Genomic DNA, 23,957 nt, shown 5'->3' on the forward strand with positions numbered 1-23,957 from the left:
TCCCCATAATTAGCCACAATTGTAAAGAATCGGAGAAGTTTTACATGTCTGAGCAAAATAATGCCACTGAACATGAGCAAGAAATTGTAGAGCCAGTTGAGCAAGTCGTCGACTCAGTTGAAGAAGTTGAAGTAAACGAAGTTGAAGCTGAACTAAGCCCTGAAGAAGAAATAGCGGGTCTATACGCTGAGCTTGAAGCAACGAAGCAGCAAGTGATTGATCAAAAAGATAGTGTTGTCCGTGCTGCGGCTGATATTGAGAATATGCGTCGTCGCGCAGCTCAGGATGTTGAGAAGGCACACAAATTTGCTTTAGAAAAGTTTGCAAATGAGCTATTACCTGTCATTGACAATTTAGAGCGTGCGATTGAGTTTTCAGATAAAGAAAATGAAACGCTGAAGCCCGTTCTTGAAGGCATCGATATGACATTAAAAAGCTTTGCAGATGCAGTCGCTAAGTTTGGTGTTGAGACGGTTAACCCTCAAGGTGAAACGTTCAACCCTGAATTTCATCAAGCGATGTCTATTCAGCCAAGTAATGATGTTTCACCTAATACAGTACTTGCTGTTATGCAAAAAGGCTACACCTTAAACGGACGCTTATTACGCCCGGCAATGGTTATGGTGTCTAAAGAAGCTGAATAAGTATTGAAAAAGATATATAACTAGGCCGGTTCTCCGGCCTTTTTTGTATTTGGCAAAAAACGCCGGTGTTGAATTTGACATAGCCCAGCGAGTATTACAGCTGAAAACATCAGTGCAGCGAATGGAATGGTATTTTGTGGCTGTATGAGCGCGAGAAGAGGACCTACTAATGTGCCACTGCCAAACCGTAGTGTGCCGATCACAGCGGTTGCCGTTCCCGTATGTTTTTCAAATGCAATTAAGATGAGTGCATCAGCATTACTTGCTGTGATCCCTAAGCTCATCATAAGCGGTGCAATCGCACTGGCAAGTACCCACACAGATACACCGTAAATACTAAGCACTAATACAGATATCCCTGAAACTAAACCAATTAATAGGCCAATATAGAGCATTTTTCTGGATCCGATCTTGGGAACGAGTCTGGTATTGAGAAAGTTACCAAACATCAAGGCAATTATATTCAGCGCGAAGAGCATTCCAAATAATTGCTCAGATACTTGATAGTAGTCTAGATAAATAAATGGGACAGATGTTAAAAAACAAAAAAAAGCAAATGATACGAGCATTGACGTTAATATATCGTGGCGAGATGATCTATTAGAAAAAACAGTCAGATAGTTGCGAGTAAAAAAATGAAGTGTCATTTTATCGTTTGTAAACCGAGGGACATCAATACTGACAGTGAGTGTAATGATAAGTATGGTAATAGCATACCCTGTTAATACAAAGAATATGGCACTCCAATGCCAGACAAGCATCAACACAGCACCGAGTGAGGGGGCAACCAGTGGGGCCACCATCATGATCATAGACACATATGACATGCCCTTGGCAGTGTTTTCTTTGTAATAATGTCTAATTACGCCAGGGACAACGACAGAGGCTGCGGCGCCAAAAAAAGCTTGGAGGACTCTTAATATACAAAAAACTTGAATGTCCTGTGTGATTGCAAGTGCTGCAGAGGTCATTGCAAAACCGAGTAACCCAATTTGAGTAAGACGAGTTCGTGAAAACCTATCGGCAAGTGGGCCAAAAACCATCATCCCAAGCGCATACCCACCTAAGTAACTGCTTAAAGAAACCTGAACGTTTTCCAGGTCGGTGTTAAGATCAGATGCAATCACCAACATGGCTGGTAAATATAAATCAATCGCCAGAGGTGTGAGTGCCACAATACTTGCGAGCAAAGGTAATAAGAATCGGCCGAGGGGGTGGTCTAGAGTCATTGGTTATGCTTTATTTTCACACGGTTTTCAATAGTAACAAATTCTCCCTAAATTAGGTTGATATGAGGTGAATGGTTTTAAGGTTTTAACTTTTGGGCAATTAAAGATAAATTGGCGATTCAGGTGTCTGAATGCATAAAAAAGTATGAGCTTACCGCTTGAGTCAAATCATAGATGTTTTAAACTAGAGCAATAAATGACATAACTTGGATAATAATATGAAACAAATACTGTTGATCGTCGGAATTGTTTTAGCGATTGCTGGATGCAAAACTTCCCCGACAGGCCGGACTCAAATAGCACTTTATTCAGATCAAAAAATGAATGAAATGGGATCGGCGAGTTTTGAACAAATGAAAAAAGAGCAAACAATAGAAGATGATCCTGTAACAAATGCGTATGTGAAGTGTATAGCTAATCATCTTATTGCTGAATTACCCAGTAATTATGCAAACCAGCAATGGGAAGTGGTCGTATTCAAGGAACCAAGTGCAAATGCGTTTGCTTTACCGGGAGGTAAAATTGGGGTGCACACTGGCTTACTTAAGGTGGCAAAAAATCAGCATCAATTAGCTGCAGTCATGGGGCATGAAGTTGGTCATGTAATCGCTGAGCATTCAAATGAGCGAGTATCTCAGAATAGCTTGTTGCAATTTGGTCTTCAAGCGAGTAGTACTGCGCTGCAAATGGGGAATGTTGAGTACCGAAATGCAATTATGCAGGGGTTAGGACTGGGTGCACAATACGGTGTGGCTCTACCATTTGGACGAACCCACGAAAGCGAAGCGGACGTAATAGGACTTGAACTCATGGCAAAGGCGGGCTTTGAACCTGAAGGGTCGGTAGCATTATGGGAAAATATGGAAGCCGCATCATCGGGGAACCGTCCACCAGAGTTTATGTCAACGCACCCAGCTCCACAGAGTCGCATTGATAACTTAAGCTCGAAAATGGGAGGAGCGTCACAATTAAAAAGAGCAGCATGGCAATTGGGTAAAAAACCTCAGTGTATGTAGGTTGAACTACCTTTAGAAATTTTACTTTGTACTTTTGTCAGCGCAACCTGTGCTTGTGTAAACTCAAATCGAGCAATGAGTGTTTTAAGTTCATCGAGTTCTTCGGAACTTAAATACTCATTGCAGGTTAATTGCAAAACAATATCAGAGGCATTGGTATCAAACTCTTGTAATGCTTGAGCAAGCTTTTCTAAAATTTGTATTGAGTCAGGTTCATGCTCTGTGCCCGTATTATCATGCAGCTGCTGAGCAATTATTCGAGGGCATAGTACCAGAGCTCTGCGAACAAACTCTATCATCGCGTCAATGTCATCTATGTTAACAGTCATCGTTTTTAACTGACTTTCTAGCGATTTTGCTTTGTCTGTAATGAAGTATATTGACAAGTTTGCCGCTGCGCCTTTAATCGCATGAAGGATGTTTGCGGCGAGATCATAATTTGCAATGGCGACAGCTTGCTTGAGGTTTATAAGTTCCTCCACTTGTTGCGATAAAAAGGTGGTGAGGATATTGAAATATATTTGTTGATTTCCAGCAGCTCGTTCTATGCCTTCTTCAATGTTAATCCCATTTATAAGTTGCTCAGAGGACGCCTCGTCGAGGGTATCAAATGTAGCTTCATCTGATGATGATATTTGTGTTTGAGCTGTATTGTCAGGCTTTAGAGGAGAGGCATATTGTTGAATTTTACTTATCATTGTGGGCACATCGATGGGTTTAGCGATATGGTCGTTCATACCGGCGTCAAGGCATAGGGAAATATCTTCTTGCATTGCATTGGCTGTCATCGCGATAATCGGAAGATCACGTTCGTTTTTAAATTTGCGAATTTCTTGTGAAGCTTGAATACCGCCCATATTGGGCATTTGCATATCCATTAAAACAATATGGAAGATATCTTCTTCGAGTTGTTTTAAAGCCTCAATACCATCGTTTGCCACTTTAACGTTCGCACCATAGCTTGATAAAATTTCGACTGCTATCTCTTGATTCACAGGCTGATCTTCCGCTAATAGTATAGTAATACCTGCTAAGCAATGAGGGTGGTTGGCTATTTTGTTGTGCTGCGTGCTCTCGTGTGTATAAGTCCCTAAACAACCGGCGAGTATATCGAATAAATGAGAAGCGCTCACAGGCTTTAATATCACCCCATCAATTATTGACTTTTCGTGTTCTTTTAGCTCGAGTTCTCGACCATAGGCGGTTGTTAATAACACCTTAGTTTGATTGAGCAGTTGTCGTTTATTTAGTATTTCAATGGCTGTAAGACCATCTAACTCCGGCATCTGCCAATCTATAATCATGGCATCATAAGGATGCTTAGCTTTGATGATCATATTAATCGCATCGGTGGCATTGGACGCACAAGATACAGACGCATTCATGTTACTGAGCATGCCGAACAGAACTTCTTTAGCGTGTTCGTTATCGTCAACAATTAAGATCTTTCTAGGCCCATTGAGGCGGGGCGCATCTTTGTTCGTGAATGTTTCATTGAGAGGAAGCTCTAGCGTGAAATAGAAAGTTGAGCCCTGACCATTAGAACTCTCGACATAGATCTCGCCTCCCATAAGTTTGACCAGTTGCTGTGAGATGGTTAAACCCAAACCTGTGCCGCCATATTTTCTGGTTATTGATGAGTCGGCTTGAGAAAATGACTTAAAGAGTTTTTTCTGTTGTTGGGGGTTCATGCCAATGCCGGTATCGATAACAGAAAAAGTGAGTTTTGAAATTTTTTCCGTTGTTTCAAGTTGGCGAATTTGGATGGTGACTGTACCTTGGTCTGTAAACTTAACAGCGTTCCCAGCTAGGTTGATTAAAACTTGACTTAGCCTTAAAGCGTCACCTGTTAGGTCATTAGGAATGTGTTGTGGTACATCAAAAATTAATTCGAGCCCTTTTTCCTGTGCTTTGATGGCAATGATGGCTGTCACGTTATTTAAAAGTTTGTCTAGTTCAAATGGGGTGCTTTCAATTTCAATTTTACCCGCATCAATTTTTGAGAAGTCTAAAATGTCGTTTATTAACCTGAGTAGCTGTTTTGCAGCTACGTCAATTTTACTGACGTAATTATGTTGCTTAGGGTTTAGATCTGTATTTAACGCCAAATGTGCCATCCCTATTATTGCATTCATAGGGGTGCGGATCTCATGGCTCATATTCGCTAAAAACTCCCCTTTGACTTGTGCGGAATGGTCTGCCACTTCTTTAGATGCAAGCAGCTCCCTTTCTAGTTCATTTCTTTGTGTTACATCAAGAAACATACCCACAATGCCAGCAACCTGGCCCTGGCTATCAAAGAAAGGGGCTTCATAAACGATGAGTTCAACAGCATTGTCGTGTCCATCTAGTGTTATAAGTTCATAAACAACATTTATTTGATTTTGGAATATGGTTTGGGCTTGATCATAAAATAAGCTTGCGGTTCCAGAATCAAACACATCGTTAAGTGATGATCCGATAACATCGACTTCGAATTGATTGAGAAACTGTAAAAACGCTCTATTAATGCCCATGAATGTCCCATTTTCATCTCGGTAGTATGTGGGATTCGGAATTGCATTAACGATATGATGGGTAAGTTCTAGCTGTTGTGAGAGTGCAGTTTTAATTTCTTGTTGCTTTAAATTATGGCTGCTAATCTCCATCGAGACAGCAAGCTCACGACTAATTTGATCTAGTCCATCAAGTTGCTCATCACTTAATTTGAACACACAGCCAATGTATAAAATGCCTATACAGCGATCACTAACTAGCAGAGGTAATAAATGAATTTCAGCTAACTGTAGCGGCTGCTCTTCGAGCATAATGATAAAGTTCTGGTCAGTTGAGGATAAGTGTTGGCGTTGACTTGTTTTTACGGTTGCTTTGATATATGGAGATGCTTCGTCAAAACAAGGTTTTGCCCCTGTAAAGTCGAACAATTGAAAGCGGTCTTCTTCAATGGTGAAAATACCACAACTTGGCGCTTGATATTCTAATGCAACAAATTGAAGTGACTCTTTAACCACATCATTAAATAGATTCTTTCCCCGTAATGACGTGCTGTATTTTTCGATGCTGCTTGCAGCATGAATTTTACGGTTTAACTGGTTAAGTGTACTATTAAATTCGCGGGCTAACGTACCTAATTCACCGGGTAAATTAGGGGGCAGTTGTAAGGCATAGTTTTTTTTGTTACCAGACTCAGCGATGGCTTTATGTATTTGCCTCAACGGCAGGAAATAGCGAACTCTGAGCATGATATAAGATATTAAAAACATTAAGAATATGAGTGTAAAACAGGCAATTAAAAGCATTTTATTGAGGTTGGTTTGTTGAGTTAACGCGTCTCTGTGAAGGCTTTTTCTTATGCCTATTACATTACTAGCATGGGCTATTGCATTCATGATTTTTGCTTTTTCTTTTAAATATGGTTGGCCAAACACAATATTTTGCGCTGCAATTTTCCCGCTGTGAGTGTCAGACGAAATAAGGGCAAATGCTTGCTCTTCGAGTTTCACTAATTGTTCTGATGTTTCAAGTGCAATGGTGAGGTTATATATTTCTTCTTGTTGAATACCTGTGTTGGCCATACGCTCAATAATGGAAGGGTGACTTTTCTCATCTAAAGAATTACTGAGGTGTCTAACAGAGCTTCTAGCTAAGTTATCCCAGTAATTAATAGGATCTTTTGGGGGGGCAAAGTAACCATTTCGCACCGCCAAAACATGATTAAATAAAATAAGCCATTGAGGTTCACCTGTTACTGAATAACTACGCGCATAGCTTGTCAGTAAATCAGAACTTAACTTCAGTTCACTGGTTAAATTTTGTAATGTATTGATTGCGCTGAGGGTACGAATTTCTTGTTTTGATATATGAAAAGAGTACAGCATCGTGCTGAGCAGCAGTATCAACAAAAAGCCCATTGAATAAAACAATAAGTTAACTAATAACTTCGCTCTCATTTAATAACTTTTACTTTTTAAATGCCCTGACCTAAACCATAGTCCGCAATACATTTTTCACAAGAAAACGATAAAGATAGCATGTACTGAGCAATCAGAATGTATTTGGCTATACTTCTATTCATTAGACTTAGGGAAATAGTATGTTTGATATATTAATAGTGGATGATATTGCAGAAAACCTGCAGGTGTTGCAGCTTATTCTTAAATGTCCACGTTTTAGAATTAGAGCGGCGACAAGCGGACATACGGCGTTGCAATTAATTGACAATCAAACCCCCGATTTAATTATCACAGATATTAAAATGCCGAAAATGAGTGGGGTAGATTTATGTCGAATATTGAAGTCAAATAAGGCCACATCACATATCCCAATTGTATTTGTCAGTGCATATACAGATACCGAAAATATTGTTGAGGCATTAGAAGTTGGCGGTGTCGACTATATAAGTAAGCCTTTTCGACCAGCTGAAATTAATGCCCGGGTAAATACTCAAATAAAACTGCTTGAAGTAAATGCGTTGCAGGTTAAACGCCAGCTGTCGGATGCACTGAACAAAATGGTCATAGGCGTCGCCCATGAAATCAATACACCTTTAGGGACGGGGATCACTGCGGTTTCCCATTTATTGGCTCTGACACGTGAATTAATAGATGCATTCGAACAACAAACATTATCACAAAACATGCTTTGTGACTCACTGATTCAGTCATGTGAGAGCATTAAGTTGTGTGAGAGAAGCTTAGGCCGAGTTGCTGAGTTTGTTAATTTACTAAAAACGATATCAAAAGCTGAGTCGCCAGCACAGCCAGGCCGGTGTGATTTTGTGGAAGTGATGGATCAATTGGTTTCACAGTATTGTATTGATGATACGGGCGTTGAGTTTAAATTGACTCCTCAAAGCAAAAGTATGCCTATGTCTTTGGATGCCAATTTGGTGCAGTTAGTGATGAGCAACATTATAGAAGACTCAATCTGTCATGGCCTTGTGGATAAAAAAGGACCCATAGAGATTAAGTTTGCCGTGGATCATGAATTGTTAGAGATTCAATACTGCGATAATGGTGTTGGGCTTATTGACGTAACTGTGGATGAGTTACTCAAGCCTTTTGTTACATCTCGCCGTGGCAATTTAGGTCATGTAGGATTGAGTGCGCCTGTGGCAGCTAATATTATCAGTGGCGCATTAGAAGGTGAATATAGCGTAGCCAGTACGGAGCGTGGTCTGCAATGGGTTATTCGGTTACCCATTGTAAATTTGAGCTAAATCAAACTACTTGTATTACCTGAGCGCAAAGAGGACAAAAGTCCTTATCTGATTTGGCTTATTTATCTATCCTCGCGAGCAATGTTAGATTATTTAAATTGATCGCTTAAATGTATTATCAAGAGTGACCGGTTTATTACGCAACAATCTGGGTGGAACCATTATGCAACAACTACCAACAGTCGATTATCGTGCTCCTGATGCAGCATCTCAATTTGTCGAATCTCTCCGCAATACAGGGTTTGGTGTATTAAAAAACCACCCAATTCCGCAGTCATTAGTTGAGTCGATTTATGAAAACTGGCAGGTGTTTTTCAATTCTGAAGAAAAACACGATTATTTATTTAATAAAGCAACCCAAGATGGCTATTTCCCACCGGATGTATCGGAAGTTGCTAAAGGTTTTACAGTAAAGGATATCAAAGAGTATTTTCATGTTTACCCTAAGGGCCGTGTACCTGCACAACTAGATGCAGAAATTCGCGAGTACTATAGGTTAGCGAATGAGTTTGCTGCTGAGTTGTTGAGTTGGGTACAAGCGCAAGCCCCAGAAGATGTTCGAGCAAAGTTTTCAATTGATCTTAAAGACATGATTGCGCAATCTGAGCAAACATTACTTAGAATCTTGCACTATCCACCAATGACAGGTGACGAAGAGCCCGGTGCAATTCGTGCCGCGGCGCATGGTGACATTAATTTACTGACAGTGTTACCAGCGTCTAATGAACCGGGTTTGCAGGTTCAGACCAAAGAAGGTGGCTGGTTAGATGTGCCTTGTGATTTTGGTTCATTAATTATTAATATTGGAGATATGTTGCAAGAAGCATCGGGTGGGTATTTTCCATCGACGATTCATCGTGTGATAAATCCAACAGGTAAAGGGTCATCAAAGTCACGTATTTCTTTACCGTTGTTTTTACACCCTCATCCTCAAGTGAAATTGTCAGAACGTTATACAGCCGACAGCTATTTACAAGAGCGCTTAAGAGAATTAGGCGTGAAGTAATTTTATCTAAGCTTAGAAACCCAATCAATTTGATTGGGTTTTTTTATAGTTATTTTGGTTTAAAACATTGAGACTACTTGTCGACTCCGAGTTAGTTAAAATGGCATTTCTTTGGCTTATTTCAATAAATTAGGTAAATTTTCCCTGACAATAATGTCATTCTGTGCAATATTAGAATTTTTCAATGTGACGCATTTTTAAAAAAAATATAATGACAACGCTGTCATTTTATGTGTAACATTAATTCAACATGACTGAACGCTCAGTAAATAAATAAATAAAATTGAGCAAAAACCCATTTTATAGAGGTCGCAACATGATGGCTAAACAGGTGCAACAAGACCAATTATATATAGGTATAGATGGCGGAGGAACAAAATGCCGCGCTACTATCTATTCTTTAGAGCATGGTGTGTTAGGCACTGGGCTAGGAGGTCCCGCAAACCCGTTGCACGGTCTTGAACGTACTCTAGAGTCAATTATGGTCTCTACCCAGCTTGCACTGCAAGATGCGGGCTTACATGTAGAGCAGGTTCACTCGTTAAATGCAGGTTTAGGTCTGGCTGGTGTAAATTTACCCGCTTTGTATGACAAAATAATGCAATGGGATCATCCATTCCAGCAAATGTTTTTAACAACAGACCTGCATACAGCTTGTATAGGTGCTCATGAGGGAGATGATGGCGCTGTAATAATAACAGGGACAGGGTCTTGTGGTTTTTCACTTGTCAATGGTCAAACAGTGAACTTTGGTGGTCATGGCTTTGCACAAGGTGATATGGGCAGTGGCGCGTGGATGGGATTAGAGGCTGTCAAAGCAGCATTACTTGATTTAGACAAATTAGGTGAAACAACGTTATTATCCTCAATGTTAACTCAGCATTTTAATACGACAACGGCTATGGGCATTGCTGAACAAATGGCTGGTCAACCTTCGAGTAGTTATGCGAAGTTAGCACGGTTTGTATTTACAGCTGCAGAACAAGATGATGTTGTTGCACTCGCAATTGTAAAGCAAGGTGCAGATTACGTTAGTAACCTAGCGCGGCGCTTGCTTGAAAATAATCCCCCCCGATTATCGATGATAGGGGGACTTGCTGAGCCACTGAATAAATGGCTAGCACCAGAGATCGCTAATAGAGTTGAATTACCGAAACAGCCACCAGAGATGGGGGCAATATATTTTGCTATACACTCGGTCGAGCAGCAATTAAGTGAGGTAAAATAAATGGGTAGACAATTGTACCGTGCTAACAAGCTCTTTGACGGTGAAGGTTTTCTTAAAGATGTCGTTTTTGCAGTGGAGCATAATAAAGTAAGCTACCAGGTTGATGAATCGAGTCAGGATGTTATTGAACTAGATGGTTTGGTTGTACCTGGCTTCATCGATGTCCAAGTGAATGGTGGTGGTGGTGCATTTTTTAATGCCGCACAAACGACGGCGTGTTTAGGTAGAATGGTTGCTGCTCATGGTAAGTTCGGTTCCACGGCATTAATGCCCACTTTAATTACGGATAAAGTCGAAGTGATGGACAAGGCTGCTCAAGCAATAGCAGAAGCAATTGAGAATGGTCAGGCTGGAGTTTTAGGTATTCACTTTGAAGGCCCTCATTTATCTCATCCGAAAAAGGGAACGCATAGTGAGCAGTTTATTAGGCCTATTTCTGAGTTAGAGTTTGAGATTTATGCTCGTCAAGATTTAGGTGTGAAAATGGTCACACTGGCACCTGAAACGGTACCATTGGCAGATATAGAGCGATTAATTAGCTTAGGTGTGAAGGTGTGCGTTGGGCACTCAAATGCAGATTTTCAGACGACGATGAATGCATTGCAAGTTGGTGTTGATGGGTTTACGCATTTATTTAATGCGATGTCACCTTTTACGTCTAGAGAACCAGGAGTCGTCGGAGCGGCCTTGTGGGATGATAATTCATGGTGTGGGCTTATTGTTGATGGGCATCATGTTCATAGCACATCAGCAAAATTGGCTCTTCGTACCAAACAAAGAGGCAAGATACTTCTAGTCACAGATGCAATGCCACCTGTTGGTACCGATGATATGGAGTTTGACTTCTTTGATGGCAGAAAAGTAATTCGTACCGGAGATAGGCTAAACTCTACGACTGGAGAACTCGCTGGTAGTGTATTAGATATGGCAAGTGCAGTACGTAATACGGTTGATTCTTTAGACGTGTCGCTTCCAGAAGCGCTAAGGATGGCTTCATTGTATCCTGCGCAGTATTTAAACCTAAAAAGTAAAGGACATTTACGTGAAGGTGCAGATGCTGATTTTGTTGTACTAGATGAACAGTTATTTGCGAAAGCAACATTTATTGCAGGAAGCCAGATTTAACACTCCCTGAGAAAAACCCCGCTGAAGTAATAGCGGGGCTTTTTTGTTTGTAAGGTATATAAAAATATGACAATAAAAACCGAAAAAAAGCGGTTGGCTTCGTTGGATGCGCTGCGCGGCATGGATATGTTCTGGATTTTAGGTGGACAATCAATATTTGCAGCGTTATTTGTACTAACGGGTTGGCAAGGATGGAAAGTATTTGAAGCGCAGACGCTTCATAGTGCTTGGCATGGGTTTACATTTTATGATCTGATTTTCCCTCTGTTTATATTTCTCTCAGGGGTAGCGATGGGATTGTCTCCTAAACGTATTGACCATTTACCTTTTTCTGAACGCAGAGGTTACTACAACAAAGCGTTAAAGCGGCTATTTTTATTGTCTGCACTGGGGATATTATATAACCATGGATGGGGTACAGGTATGCCCGTCGCATTAGATGAAATACGGTATGCCAGTGTATTGGGCCGAATTGCAATCGCATGGTTTTTCTGCATGTTACTTGTTTGGCATACAAGTCTTCGCATGTTGGGTTGTATCGGGGGAGGAATATTGATTGGTTATTGGTTACTGTTATGTTTTATCCCTGTTCCCGGCGGTGTTGCGGGTGACTTATCGGCAGTAGGAAGTTGGAATGCATGGTTTGATAAGCACTTGCTACCCGGGATTAGCTATCAAGATCGTGCTGTAGACCCTGAAGGTGTATTGTCGAGTCTGCCAGCTATCGTTAACGCGATTGCAGGGGTATTTGCCGGACGGCTAATTGCGCAAGCTCATACCGTAGGTCAATGGCATAGTGTTATCCGTTTACTCGGGTTTGGTTTAGTCGCCTTATTACTTGGCTGGGGTTGGAACATTTATTTCCCGGTTAATAAAGAGTTGTGGACCAGCTCTTTTGTGCTCGTAACAGTTGGCTGGAGCGCAATATTACTCGCAGGGTTTTATGTCCTAGTCGATGTATTTGATGGGCAACGCTTTGCGTATCCGTTTGTGATTATCGGTGCGAACTCGATTATTATTTATTTGGCATCTTCGCTTGTTGATTGGGCGTTCATCGCGCGCAGTGTTTTTGGTGGCGTAGTAACGGGAGCGTCAGAGGCATGGCAACCTTTACTAACGGTTTTGGCATTGCTTGCCGTGCAGTTATTGGTATTACATTGGATGTATCGTCGAAAAATCTTCGTTAGCGTTTAAATCAAGGCTCTGTGAAGGTCTTATAATGTCAGGCCTTCACAAGATTGAATAAGTAATTACAAAACTTTTTTCACTTTTACTTTACAAACGGTTATTTTCTGATAATAATGACAGCGTTGTCATAATGGTAATAGCCTAATAGTATGTATCCCAATTAGGTTTGATCTGACCTTTCTTTGATTGCACGCGAAGTAAGGTTCAGATCCCATTTTTCCTAATTCTCAAATCGAGCTCAAACTATGCAAATTGTTATTCTAAATGATGCGACTGAAGTTGCAGCCTATGGCGCAGATATTTTTACCGCTCAACTAAATAAAAATGCAAATTCCATATTGGGGTTAGCAACAGGCTCTACACCTGTCGCTTTGTACCAGGCACTAATTGAGCGAAATAAAGCAGGTGAAATGAGTTTTAAAGGTGTGACCTCATTCAATTTAGATGAGTATTTGGGCCTTGATGGTAGTCATTTACAGAGTTATCGTCACTTTATGAATAGCCAGCTTTTTGATCATATCGATATCGATAATGCGAACACCTTTGTGCCTCCTGGAGATGCAAAAAATCCCGTTTCGGCATGTCATGAATACGAAGAAAGAATAGCGCAGAAAGGCGGCATCGATATTCAATTATTGGGTATTGGCCGTAACGGACATATTGGTTTTAATGAGCCTTCATCAGGTTTGACCTCAAGAACACGAGTAAAAACGCTTACGAAAGCAACAATTGATGATAATGCGCGTTTTTTTGGCGTAGATGAGTACCAGCCACATCTATCGATTACGATGGGTATAGGGACTATTTTAGATGCCAAAAAAGTGGTGCTATTAGCAACAGGTGAGAACAAAGCGGATGCGATTCAAGCCATGATTGAAGGGCCACTTACAGCAGCATGTCCAGCTTCAGCTCTACAAATGCATAGAGATGCAGTGATTGTGATTGATACAGCTGCGGCAAGCAAACTCAAAGACATTGAGTTTTATCAGCACATAGAAGCCGAAAATCAAAAACTGCAAGCATACCTTGCCTCGTTATAGCACAATGAAATACATGAGAACTTAAGCCCGAAAGGGCTTTTTTTTTGCTTGAATTTTCGACTTTACACAAGAAACTCTTAATTATTAAATTATTTATAGAGGGGTGATTAAAAGTTAGTGGGTTGAAATGGTTTTGCTTTATCTTTGCTTATGTTAGTTTTGAGCAAAATAATATACAGGGAACAGATTGTGCTACATTACACACAAATGCATTTGAATCGCGCTTCCAGTGAGCGTAAAAGTAACGACTGGATAATTGCGCAAATGCGTAGTGATAGCCGCTGGTTGTTAATAGATGAGGATAAAAACCTAGTGGATCCTCATGCATGTGAATTGCTGACATTGTCGTTTGAGCAAATTAGGGCATTAAACCTAGATAATGCTATTTTTCTGGGTGTAAGTGATGAGAAAAGTTATTTTGCATTGGATATAACTCATGAGAAAAACAGACATGCAATTGAATTACCGGATAACGGTGAGTTTGTGGATATGCGCCAAATTGGTCCTAAGCTCACAGCAAAGATGGGTTCAGTAGGAGTACTCGCGAAAGGGCTGTGCTACTGGCACAATACCCATAAATTCTGTGGTAGATGCGGAACAGAAAATCGCAGTGTTGAAGCTGGCCATGCGCGTAAATGTCGCAATTTAGATTGTAAGCACATGACTTTTCCAAGAACAGATCCTGCGGTGATCATGCTGGTTACGCATACCTTCAATGATGGTATCGAGCGGTGCCTACTCGGGCGGCAATCACAATGGCCAGATGGCGTGTATTCAACGCTTGCGGGTTTTGTTGATCCTGCTGAAACATTAGAACAAGCAGTGATTCGTGAAGTGAAAGAAGAGGCTAACATTGATGTTAATGATGTCAAATACTTAGCATCTCAGCCATGGCCATTTCCAAGCTCATTAATGCTGGGTTTTATTGCTCAAGCAACGACGATAGACATTGCGGTTGAGCAAGACGAATTAGAACATGCCCAATGGTTTTCCCGCACTGAACTTGATGCATTTACAGAGTGGGGAGATGACGGGCCCGGATTTAAGTTAACGCGTAAAGACTCTATATCTCGCTACCTTATCGATTATTGGCGAGCATCTTAAAGGTTTAATATATGAAGAAAAATACCAAACTGATTAGTTCTGGTCGCAAGAGCCAGTATACACAAGGGGTTGTCAATCCGGTTGTACAACGTGCATCTACCGTGGTGTTTGATACTGTGGAGCAGCTACAGGATGCGGTTAAAGGCCGAGGAAATCGAACGCTGTTTTATGGTCGACGGGGTACGAATACACATTATGCGTTGCAAGATGCGGTTATGGAGTTGGAAAATGCGGCAGGGTGTGCGCTTTATCCGTCAGGTGCAGCAGCGATTAGTCAGTCGTTGCTGTCATTTTTGAAGTCAGGCGATCACCTATTGATGGTTGATACTGCATATGAGCCGACCCGGGATTTATGTGACAAAATTCTATTAGGATTAGGCATTACAACGACTTACTATGATCCTATGATTGGTGCGAAAATTGAAACATTAATACAGCCTAATACGCGCGTGTTATTTTTAGAGTCGCCAGGTTCAATTACAATGGAGGTTCAAGATGTACCAAGTTTAGTCAGTGTCGCTAAGCAACATAATTTAATTACGATGCTAGATAATACTTATGGTAACGGTTGGCATTATAAGCCACTAGACCATGGAGTAGACATTAGCATTCAAGCTGCAACTAAATACATCGTGGGTCATTCTGATGTCATGATGGGCGTGGCTGTTGCCAATGAAGCACACTGGCCGACTTTAAGGGAGCACTCCTATTTACTTGGTCAATGTACATCGGCAGATGATGCGTATTTGGCTTTGAGGGGCTTGCGCACTATGCCAGTTAGGTTGGCGCAACATGAAAAGGCTGCACTGCAAGTGGCTAATTGGCTAGTTGCACATCCTTTGGTAGATCATGTTCGTCACCCTGCACTAGAGAGCTGTCCAGGCCATGAGTTCTTTAAACGAGACTTTTCAGGTAGCAATGGATTGTTCTCATTTGTAATGAAAAAAGGCTCGCAAAAAGCCATTAATGCGCTTTTAGACTGCTTACATCACTTTAAAATGGGTTTCTCGTGGGGGGGATTTGAAAGTTTAGTAACGGCCAATAAATCCATGGCGGCATTACGTTCGACCACAGGTTGGCAAGAGGGTCCCATCATTCGTTTGCATATTGGTTTAGAAGATGTTGAGGACTTAATTGCAGATCTTGAGAAGGCATTAACCGTTTACGACGCGAACTGTTAAATATATTTCTAAACAAAAAAGCCGCTAAATGAGCGGCTTTTTTTGTTTCAATGTTTCGTTGATATTGAGCTAGCTTAAAGAGACTTATGGTCTTCCAAGGCTTTGGCTGCATTAGGGTCGTTAAATATCTCTACTTCGAATTCTTTCTCCGACTTCGCAACCACACAGGTCACCATGCAGTCACCGGTAACATTCACGGCTGTTCTTGTCATATCGAGTAAGCGGTCAACCCCCATAATGATCGCAATTCCCTCTACAGGCAAGCCAACTTGATTGAGCACCATTGCGAGCATTATCAGGCCGACACCAGGAACACCGGCAGTACCGACTGATGCCAATGTCGCGGTCAGTATAACCATTAGATAATCGCTTAGAGTTAAATCGACAGCAAAAACTTGCGCAATAAATACTGTTGCGACCCCTTGCATAATTGCAGTACCGTCCATGTTAATTGTGGCACCTAGTGGAACGGTGAAGGATGCGACAGAATTATGAGCACCGAGCTTTTTGGTTGCTGTTTCAAGCGTGATAGGCATGGTTGCAGATGAGCTTGATGTACTAAATGCAAATAGGCAAGCATCTTTCATTTTGCGCAAAAACGTAATTGGGTTTAGCCCAGTTAAGACTTTTAGAATGATTGAGTAGTTGATAAACCCATGTATGAGTAATGCAGCAACAACCACAAAGAAGTACTTAGCCAAAGCATAAATTAAGTCTATGTCTATGGTTGTGAAAAGTTTAGCCATTAAGCAGAAAATACCGTAGGGCGCTAAGTTCATTAATAATGTCACAAGTTTTAGAATCACAGTGTTGAGATCATCAAATACCGCACTAACACGTTTGCCCGCCTCGCCACTTAAAGCCATGGAAATACCAAATAGCAATGCAAACACAATGACTTGTAACATGTTACCTTCAGCCATTGCATTAATTGGGTTGGTCGGAAACATGTTAATGATGACTTCGACCAAAGTAGGCGCTTGCTTTGCGTCAAAGCTAGCATTGGTAGGAATAGCATGACCAACGCCAGGGCTCACCAATAGCGCTAAGCTAATCGCAACCGTGATCGCGACTGCGGTGGTAATTAAATATAGCCCGATTGACTTGCCTCCAAGTCGACCTAGCTTTTTAGGGTCGCTTAAACTGCATGTGCCACAAACCAAAGAAATAAAGACGAGGGGAACCACGAGCATTTTTAAGCTGGCGATGAAGATTTGTCCACCAATATGGAAAAAGCCGTCAACAAACACACTTTTTATGGGGAAATCAAATAGACCGAGGGGAATAAAAAGTTCCTTCTGGTCGCCTAATAAGGCCTGAAGCAGTAAACCAACAGCCACACCTGCGATCATACCAATCATGATCCGTGTGGTTAAGCTCATTTTATTATTTATTTGCATAACTTAGGTTACTAAAGTAATCGAAAATCAGCATAGCCTAACAGGCTGACCGCGCAAGGCCAAAATAAATCGACAATTTATTGATAAAAAACTGTGATTTTTTGAACCTTTCTAAGGTAGTATGATAAAAAATTACAACTTTAAACTTAGCTAGGGAGAGGGTTTAATGCCTTTAATGCGCGTATTTAGCATTATGATGCTTAGTTTGTGGCTTACTGCTTGCGGTGGTGGTGGCTCAATTGAAAAGAATGATAATAGTGGTGATGGCGACACATCTGAATATCTATTTACACTTAGCGGGAAGAGCAGTAAAACCAAGGAGGAGAGTAACTGGGTGTCTGTAGATGCGCCATTAGACGTGACTGCAGTGTTAACCAAAGAAGGTATTATTCAAACCGATGTAAGGGTCACCTTTACCACAGACCAGTTTGCGACCATGACCCCCTCCTCAGGGACTGTACTGACCGATCATAATGGTGCGGCCGTTATTACTTTGGCGCCTACGGCAATCGAAGGTGCAGGGCGAGTGACTGTATCGTTTGTTGCAGCAGATGAAACGGTCACGGGTTTTTTTGATTTTAACTCAAGCGGCGGAGGCGGAACGGATTCTGGTGTGTCAGGAGATGTGACGTTAACGGTTTCAGTGGTGGATAAAGCGAATCTCCCTTTCACTGAAAGCAATCCTGTAACTCAAGACAATCCTGGGTTTATTAGAGCGACGTTGCAAAAAGACGGCAATGCTTTGGCGAGACAAATTGTATCATTTTCAACAGAGTTCACAGGTGAAATTAAAAATGGCACGGAGCGAGCGATTACAGATGAGCAGGGTCTGGCAGTACTTGAACTCGGCAGTGGTCAGTCAAAAGGAGCTGGTCGAGTAACGGTCACTTATCAAGATACCAGTACCAATGAAAGTATCAGTAAGTCGGATGTGTTTTTCTCATCTGGAGACACTAATCTTGAAGATGATACGAAATTTTTACTCGATGTTAAATTATTAACGGGGTGTAATGCTAATTGGGATGCTAACCGTGATGAGGTTTTGATTGACCCGTTAAATACAGCATCGGGTTGTCAAGTTGTAAACTCTATTTCATCTAATGATTTGGCAGATATATATATACGTTTAACTAGCGCGCCAACAGGCGACGGTGTCGCGGTCGGTTTGGTAAATGTAGAAACAGGGTTAGGAACAACCTTACCTTCGTCAGGCAATGCGTTAACAGACAATTTTGGCGTGGCTTTGTTAAAGCTACAACCAGGCAATGAAGGCGGTGCAGGCACTCTAAAAGTGACGTCAGCGCAAGCTGACAATGTCGAAAGTACCATTAATTTCTCTGTGGGCATCGCTGATCTGGAATTATCTATCAACAATGGCTTGCCGATAGAAAATGGCAATGTGGTTTCGTTAAATGCAGGCGGCAGCACTGTTATAAGCGTCACACTCAGAGATGAGTCGGGCAGCCTTTACAATATTCCCACCGATGTGGAGTTTTCATCGACGTGTGCAACAGCAGGCCAAGCCACATTAGATGCCATGGTTAAATCTGCTAACGGTATTGCAAGTTCTACTTATCGCGCAGTTGGGTGCCAAGGTAATGATGATGTCACGGTTAACGTACAAACTGGCGGTAAAAATTTCAACATACGTACGGTTATTCCTGTGCTATCAGCGCCAGTGCAAGCCATTAAATTTGAAAGTGTCACGGAGCAATTTATAGCCCTTCCACCAGGTGAAGGGGGGATCCCAACTCAGTCTATAGTAAAGTTTACATTACTTGATGAAGACTCGTTAGCTGTACCTAGAGCGCGAGTTGATTTTAAATTATCGGATAATCAAGGTTTGGCAACGCTCACGCAAAGAACCAGTAATACCAACACAGAAGGCTCAGTGCAGACCACCGTTAAGTCTGGTATTGTGCCTGGGCCTTTGGTCGTACGTGCCTGTTATATTCAACAAGCTGATCTAGATATATTGGCAGTTTCGGCCCCAACTGACGATTATTCTTGTTGGGCAGAAGATGTTGAACTTTGTAAAAACACGCCAGCTGATGCGATTTGTCCAACTGGAACATTGCATTTATATCCATTGTCTAAGCAAGTTTACAGTGTCTCTTCCCAAATAATATTAAGCTCTGGTGTGACAGATCAGAATACATTCGATGCAAGTGCGGATATTCTTAATAGTAACTCGTTAAATCACAATAATGTTATTTCAAATATCACGGTATTCTTTGGTGATCAGTTCAATCAATTTAATGCTGATGGTGTGACAGCCACTGTATTAGCTGAACAAGGAGCAATAGGCAGTATTGATGGGACAAATACCTTTCAATGTATCACTGACAATGCGTCGTGTACGGTGCAATGGCGAAGCCAAGGAGATAGGCCATTTACTGATGCTAAATGGGGAAATCGCATCGGTGCGACTAACCCAAAAACGGGTGAAATAAACTGTGATCTCTATTTTGGTACTGCAGCCCCATGTTGGACTCGCATTCTTAGAGCCAAAAACGACCCAAATGGTGTGGTGATGGGAGGGCGTGTTAGCATACTTGCGGTTGCTAAAGGACAAGAGAATTTTCGTGACGAAGAGTCAGATGATCCGTTGGAAGTAGACGACCCCGTGGTTCGTAGAAATGGTTTATTTGACATTGGTGAGTACCGCCAAGAATTTGATTTAAGCGAAGCTTTCTTAGATACCAACGAGAACTCTGTGTTTGATAAAGAAAACTGTAGCCGTAATGGTACAGGCCTTTGCACGCCTACAACGACGGTCAATGGGGGGCATGATGACGACTGGCGAGATTTGAACAACAATGGCGTCTTTGATTTTGCCGATGATAAATATAATGGTTTGTTATGCTCGGAAGCTGCACAAGCAGCAAATGAGTGTACACGTGATTTGATTGAAGTACGAGATAATCTTGAGCTGGTTATGTCAGGAGACGTACCATATGTTCGTTTTTCTATTCCTAAAACGGCTTCTGGTGTTGAACCATACTTAATTCATGTTCCTGCAAATTGCCAATCTGTGCCATTTGACCCAACATCAACGAGAAGCGGCTTAGTGAAAGCGACTATAGAAAACTCTGACAACTCAGGGTTCTGCGATGTTAATACGATTGATTTATCGACATCGACAATTGATGATCCAAATAGCGCAGACCCAGATGTAACAGTCGATGAAGGTGTAACGGGATTTGTTGTTTACATTCACTATTCTGATGTGTTTGGTAACCCTTTACCCGCAGGTACAGAAGTGACGATTACGGCAACGAATGGTGAGTTAAGCTTGAATTCACATCAGGAAACAATCCCAAATACAAACTCTGACCGTACTATGTTTTCAGTTGTCACCCTCACCCGAGAATTAGAAGGGAACAAAAAGTTTGATGGGGCATTATCCATTGAGTTTTTGATAAAAAATGGTGATACAGAAACAAAAATTACCAGAGGGATTAGTATAACGGATGATCGATAACGGTCGTTTTGAAAAAATGCCAACCTGTCAGGTTGGCATTTTTGTATCTATTCCTTTATATTGCGCAGCTTAATTTAGGGTTTATAGTTTTTGAGTGAAATTGCAACAAAAGTTGTGTAATTAATCAGTGATCAGCTAAAAGATTGTATTTAAAGCTTGTAACAATAGGTGTTTGTAGATATACCTATAAATATTAGTCGTCCGTGATGGGCAAAAACGTAGACAAGAACGGTCAAAAATAGGCAGCTATGGGCAAATCGTTAGTAATTGTAGAGTCTCCCGCAAAGGCTAAAACAATTAATAAATATTTAGGTAAAGACTTTATTGTTAAGTCGAGTGTCGGTCACGTACGGGACCTGCCGACGTCAGGTGCAGGTAAAACCAAAGGAGTTGCCACCAAAAGCCCTGCGGAAGTGCGCAAAATGGCGCCAGAAGAAAAGGCCATTTACAAAAAAAACAAAGATTATGCGAATCTTGTTGCACGCATGGGAATTGATCCAGAAAAAGGCTGGGAACCTCATTACGAGGTACTACCGGGTAAAGAAAAGGTAGTCCAAGAATTACAAAAACTCGCTGAAGACGCTGACCATATCTATCTCGCAACCGATTTGGATAGAGAAGGGGAAGCCATTGCATGGCACCTCGAACAAATTATCGGTGGTGAACCTGAAAAATATAAACGCGTGGTGTTTAATGAAATTACCAAGAATGCGATTCAGCAAGCGTTTGAGGCACCTGGTCAGTTAAATACCGATATGGTTTATGCACAGCAAGCACGTCGTTTTCTAGACCGTGTTGTTGGCTTTATGGTCTCACCACTATTGTGGCAAAAAGTGGCGCGCGGGTTATCGGCAGGACGAGTGCAATCTGTGGCTGTGAGGTTGTTGGTAGAGCGTGAACGCGAGATCAAAGCGTTTATTCCTGAAGAGTTTTGGGATATTCATGCAGATGTAACTGCCAGTACACAACCAATTCGATTGGAAGTGACCAAGTTTCAAGGTAGTGCATTCAAACCAGTGAATGAACAGCAAACGACTGCTGCGGTCACTGTGCTTGAGAAGAGTGATTATAAAGTTGTTAAAGTTGAAGAAAAGCCCAGTAAAAGTAAGCCAAGTGCGCCTTTTATTACTTCAACAATGCAGCAAGCAGCCAGTACGCGTTTAGGGTATGGTGTAAAGAAAACCATGATGCTGGCACAGCGTTTGTATGAAGCCGGTTATATTACGTATATGCGTACTGACTCAACAAACTTGTCGAATGATGCTGTGTCTATGTGTCGCGAGTATATTACGGAACAGTTTGGAGATAAGTATTTACCAGCTAACCCGATTAAATATAGCGCGAAAGACAACGCACAAGAAGCACACGAAGCGATTCGTCCATCTAGCGTGACGGTATTGTCAGGCCATGTTGAAGGCGTTGATGCTGATGCCAAAAAACTGTATGAACTCATTTGGCGTCAGTTTGTGGCATGTCAAATGACGCCTGCAGAGTATGATTTAACCACGATGTCTGTTGCCGCAGGTGAGTATACATTGAAGGCCAAAGGCCGAGTGATGCGTTTTGATGGTTGGACTGCGGTTCAGCCTTCGGTGCGTAAAAAGAATGAAGAAGATCAATCATTACCAGCAGTTGCAGTTGGCGATGAGATTAATTTAGTCGCGTTAGATCCGAAACAGCACTTTACTAAGCCACCGGCACGTTTTAGTGAAGCAAGTTTAGTAAAAGAGCTAGAAAAGCGCGGCATTGGTCGCCCTTCAACCTATGCTGCGATTATTTCAACCATTCAAGACAGAGGGTATGTGCGTGTTGAGAATCGCCGTTTCTTTGCTGAGAAAATGGGCGAGATAGTGACAGACCGTTTGGTTGAAAACTTTAATGATCTAATGAATTTTGACTTTACTGCAAAAATGGAAGGTCGTTTAGATGATATCGCAGAAGGCGAGCGTGTTTGGACGCAAGTGCTCGATAAGTTTTATGCAAACTTTTCTCAGCAGCTAACAACAGCTGGTGGTGAAGAAGCAGAAGGCGGTATGCGTCAAAATGTCATGGTTGAAACTGATATAGACTGCCCAACGTGTGGCAGAAAAATGGGTATTCGTACTGCGTCTACAGGCGTGTTCTTAGGCTGTACAGGTTATAACTTACCACCAAAAGAGCGCTGTACAACGACGATGAACTTGGTGTCTGGTGATGAAGCCGTTGCAGCTGATGTGGAAGATGTTGAAACCGAAACCTTAATGCAAATGAAGCGTTGCCCAGTGTGTGAAACTGCGATGGATTCATATCTTATTGATGAAACACGCAAGATACACGTTTGTGGTAATAATCCGGCATGTGACGGTGTGGTTGTTGAGCAGGGTACCTTTAAAATTAAAGGGTATGACGGTCCAGTTATCGAGTGTGATAAATGTGAATCAGAAATGCAATTAAAGTCAGGCCGTTTTGGTAAGTACTTTGGATGTACCAATGAGGAATGTAAAAACACCCGTAAATTGCTTAAAAGCGGTGAAGCTGCGCCACCAAAAGAAGATCCTGTTCACCTGCCTGAATTGGAATGTGAAAAATCTGAAGCCTACTTTGTGTTGCGAGATGGTGCATCGGGGATCTTTTTAGCGGCGCATACATTCCCGAAATCTAGGGAAACCAGAGCCCCTAAAGTCGCTGAACTTAAGCGTTTTAGAGATCGGATCTCACCAAAGTTTTACTATTTGGCAGATGCACCTGAACAGGATGATGATGGTAACTTGGCCGTTATTCGTTATTCTCGAAAAACGAAAACTCAATATGTTATGACTGAAGTTGAGGGCAAAGCCACTGGTTGGAAAGCGACGCTTGATAAAGGTAAGTGGGTGATCGAACAAAAAGTGACTAAAAAGAAAAAGAAGTGATTTTAGTCATTAAAAAATAAAGCCGGGTTTATCCCGGCTTTATTGTATCTGATATAGGTTGGCTTTTGGCAATGTATTAAAGTGCAGAGTGAGAAAAAGTGCGAGGAGCTTTGGGTGGTTAAAAGCGAGGTGCTTAGCTATCAAGTTGACATTGTGCAGAGGCATCATTACTCTCATGTTTCTGTAATGATACACAGACCAAA

At 41.6% G+C, this 23,957-nt stretch carries 15 protein-coding genes; 12 read left to right on the forward strand and 3 right to left on the reverse strand.

Annotation, left to right across the window (positions count from 1 at the left end):
* The first annotated feature begins 44 nt into the window (after nt 1–44).
* The gene (gene grpE, locus J8M01_RS15585) at nt 45–644 is read left to right on the forward strand and encodes a nucleotide exchange factor GrpE (RefSeq protein WP_210996926.1); all 600 of its coding nucleotides are present in this window, start codon (nt 45–47) and stop codon (nt 642–644) included.
* 20 nt (nt 645–664) lie between these two features.
* On the opposite strand, the gene J8M01_RS15590 is transcribed toward grpE, so the two are convergent.
* The gene (locus J8M01_RS15590; protein WP_211058617.1) at nt 665–1,873 is read right to left on the reverse strand and encodes a Bcr/CflA family multidrug efflux MFS transporter; all 1,209 of its coding nucleotides are present in this window, start codon (nt 1,871–1,873) and stop codon (nt 665–667) included.
* A gap of 218 nt (nt 1,874–2,091) precedes the next feature.
* Between J8M01_RS15590 and J8M01_RS15595 the strand changes: the two genes are divergently transcribed.
* Nucleotides 2,092–2,889 carry a M48 family metallopeptidase gene (locus tag J8M01_RS15595; RefSeq protein ID WP_211058618.1) on the forward strand — a complete coding sequence of 266 codons (798 nt, stop codon included), beginning with the start codon at nt 2,092–2,094 and terminating at the stop codon, nt 2,887–2,889.
* Here the strand turns inward: J8M01_RS15595 and J8M01_RS15600 are convergent.
* Nucleotides 2,877–6,839 (reverse strand): response regulator, encoded by a 3,963-nt coding sequence (locus tag J8M01_RS15600; protein ID WP_211058619.1) that lies wholly within the window; start codon nt 6,837–6,839, stop codon nt 2,877–2,879. The two genes, J8M01_RS15595 and J8M01_RS15600, sit on opposite strands and share 13 nt — an antisense overlap.
* 143 nt (nt 6,840–6,982) lie before the next feature.
* Here J8M01_RS15600 and J8M01_RS15605 point away from each other — a divergent pair, with 143 nt between their 5' ends.
* The 8 genes from J8M01_RS15605 to J8M01_RS15640 all read left to right on the forward strand — a co-directional run bounded on the left by J8M01_RS15605 (nt 6,983) and on the right by J8M01_RS15640 (nt 15,979).
* Nucleotides 6,983–8,107: a response regulator gene (locus tag J8M01_RS15605; RefSeq protein ID WP_211058620.1), complete on the forward strand. Its 1,125-nt coding sequence runs from the start codon at nt 6,983–6,985 to the stop codon at nt 8,105–8,107.
* A 163-nt stretch (nt 8,108–8,270) separates the two neighbouring features.
* Nucleotides 8,271–9,113: an isopenicillin N synthase family oxygenase gene (locus J8M01_RS15610; RefSeq protein ID WP_192507896.1), complete on the forward strand. Its 843-nt coding sequence runs from the start codon at nt 8,271–8,273 to the stop codon at nt 9,111–9,113.
* A 316-nt stretch (nt 9,114–9,429) separates the two neighbouring features.
* Nucleotides 9,430–10,341: a BadF/BadG/BcrA/BcrD ATPase family protein gene (locus J8M01_RS15615; protein ID WP_211058621.1), complete on the forward strand. Its 912-nt coding sequence runs from the start codon at nt 9,430–9,432 to the stop codon at nt 10,339–10,341.
* Nucleotides 10,342–11,466 carry an N-acetylglucosamine-6-phosphate deacetylase gene (nagA, locus tag J8M01_RS15620; protein WP_210996921.1) on the forward strand — a complete coding sequence of 375 codons (1,125 nt, stop codon included), beginning with the start codon at nt 10,342–10,344 and terminating at the stop codon, nt 11,464–11,466. It abuts the gene before it with no gap.
* Nucleotides 11,467–11,532: 66 nt separating this feature from the next.
* Nucleotides 11,533–12,660, forward strand: coding sequence for a DUF5009 domain-containing protein (locus tag J8M01_RS15625; protein ID WP_210996920.1), 1,128 nt, complete (start codon nt 11,533–11,535; stop codon nt 12,658–12,660).
* Between the two features lie 239 nt (nt 12,661–12,899).
* A complete protein-coding gene (nagB, locus tag J8M01_RS15630) occupies nt 12,900–13,694 on the forward strand; it encodes a glucosamine-6-phosphate deaminase (protein ID WP_210996919.1) in 795 nt (264 codons plus the stop codon).
* A 189-nt stretch (nt 13,695–13,883) separates the two neighbouring features.
* Nucleotides 13,884–14,798 carry an NAD(+) diphosphatase gene (nudC, locus tag J8M01_RS15635; protein ID WP_211058622.1) on the forward strand — a complete coding sequence of 305 codons (915 nt, stop codon included), beginning with the start codon at nt 13,884–13,886 and terminating at the stop codon, nt 14,796–14,798.
* A gap of 11 nt (nt 14,799–14,809) precedes the next feature.
* Nucleotides 14,810–15,979, forward strand: coding sequence for a cystathionine beta-lyase (locus tag J8M01_RS15640; RefSeq protein WP_211058623.1), 1,170 nt, complete (start codon nt 14,810–14,812; stop codon nt 15,977–15,979).
* Between the two features lie 74 nt (nt 15,980–16,053).
* Here J8M01_RS15640 and J8M01_RS15645 read toward each other — a convergent pair whose 3' ends face one another.
* A complete protein-coding gene (locus J8M01_RS15645; RefSeq protein WP_211058624.1) occupies nt 16,054–17,379 on the reverse strand; it encodes a dicarboxylate/amino acid:cation symporter in 1,326 nt (441 codons plus the stop codon).
* 166 nt (nt 17,380–17,545) lie between these two features.
* On the opposite strand from J8M01_RS15645, the gene J8M01_RS15650 reads away from it, so the two are divergent.
* A complete protein-coding gene (locus J8M01_RS15650) occupies nt 17,546–20,863 on the forward strand; it encodes a hypothetical protein (RefSeq protein WP_211058625.1) in 3,318 nt (1,105 codons plus the stop codon).
* A 248-nt stretch (nt 20,864–21,111) separates the two neighbouring features.
* Nucleotides 21,112–23,754 carry a type I DNA topoisomerase gene (gene topA, locus J8M01_RS15655; protein ID WP_211058626.1) on the forward strand — a complete coding sequence of 881 codons (2,643 nt, stop codon included), beginning with the start codon at nt 21,112–21,114 and terminating at the stop codon, nt 23,752–23,754.
* The last annotated feature ends 203 nt before the right edge of the window (nt 23,755–23,957 follow it).

The sequence above is a fragment of the Pseudoalteromonas sp. MMG005 genome (assembly GCF_018101015.1).
GTDB classification, from domain to species: domain Bacteria; phylum Pseudomonadota; class Gammaproteobacteria; order Enterobacterales; family Alteromonadaceae; genus Pseudoalteromonas; species Pseudoalteromonas aurantia.

Bases quoted from the DNA above. Each gene is read 5' to 3' on its own strand.
- grpE (WP_210996926.1), top strand. From the start codon at position 45: ATGTCTGAGCAAAATAATGCCACTGAACATGAGCAAGAAATTGTAGAG.
- J8M01_RS15590 (WP_211058617.1), bottom strand. From the start codon at position 1,873: ATGACTCTAGACCACCCCCTCGGCCGATTCTTATTACCTTTGCTCGCA.
- J8M01_RS15595 (WP_211058618.1), top strand. From the start codon at position 2,092: ATGAAACAAATACTGTTGATCGTCGGAATTGTTTTAGCGATTGCTGGA.
- J8M01_RS15600 (WP_211058619.1), bottom strand. From the start codon at position 6,839: ATGAGAGCGAAGTTATTAGTTAACTTATTGTTTTATTCAATGGGCTTT.
- J8M01_RS15605 (WP_211058620.1), top strand. From the start codon at position 6,983: ATGTTTGATATATTAATAGTGGATGATATTGCAGAAAACCTGCAGGTG.
- J8M01_RS15610 (WP_192507896.1), top strand. From the start codon at position 8,271: ATGCAACAACTACCAACAGTCGATTATCGTGCTCCTGATGCAGCATCT.
- J8M01_RS15615 (WP_211058621.1), top strand. From the start codon at position 9,430: ATGATGGCTAAACAGGTGCAACAAGACCAATTATATATAGGTATAGAT.
- nagA (WP_210996921.1), top strand. From the start codon at position 10,342: ATGGGTAGACAATTGTACCGTGCTAACAAGCTCTTTGACGGTGAAGGT.
- J8M01_RS15625 (WP_210996920.1), top strand. From the start codon at position 11,533: ATGACAATAAAAACCGAAAAAAAGCGGTTGGCTTCGTTGGATGCGCTG.
- nagB (WP_210996919.1), top strand. From the start codon at position 12,900: ATGCAAATTGTTATTCTAAATGATGCGACTGAAGTTGCAGCCTATGGC.
- J8M01_RS15640 (WP_211058623.1), top strand. From the start codon at position 14,810: ATGAAGAAAAATACCAAACTGATTAGTTCTGGTCGCAAGAGCCAGTAT.
- J8M01_RS15645 (WP_211058624.1), bottom strand. From the start codon at position 17,379: ATGCAAATAAATAATAAAATGAGCTTAACCACACGGATCATGATTGGT.
- J8M01_RS15650 (WP_211058625.1), top strand. From the start codon at position 17,546: ATGCCTTTAATGCGCGTATTTAGCATTATGATGCTTAGTTTGTGGCTT.
- topA (WP_211058626.1), top strand. From the start codon at position 21,112: ATGGGCAAATCGTTAGTAATTGTAGAGTCTCCCGCAAAGGCTAAAACA.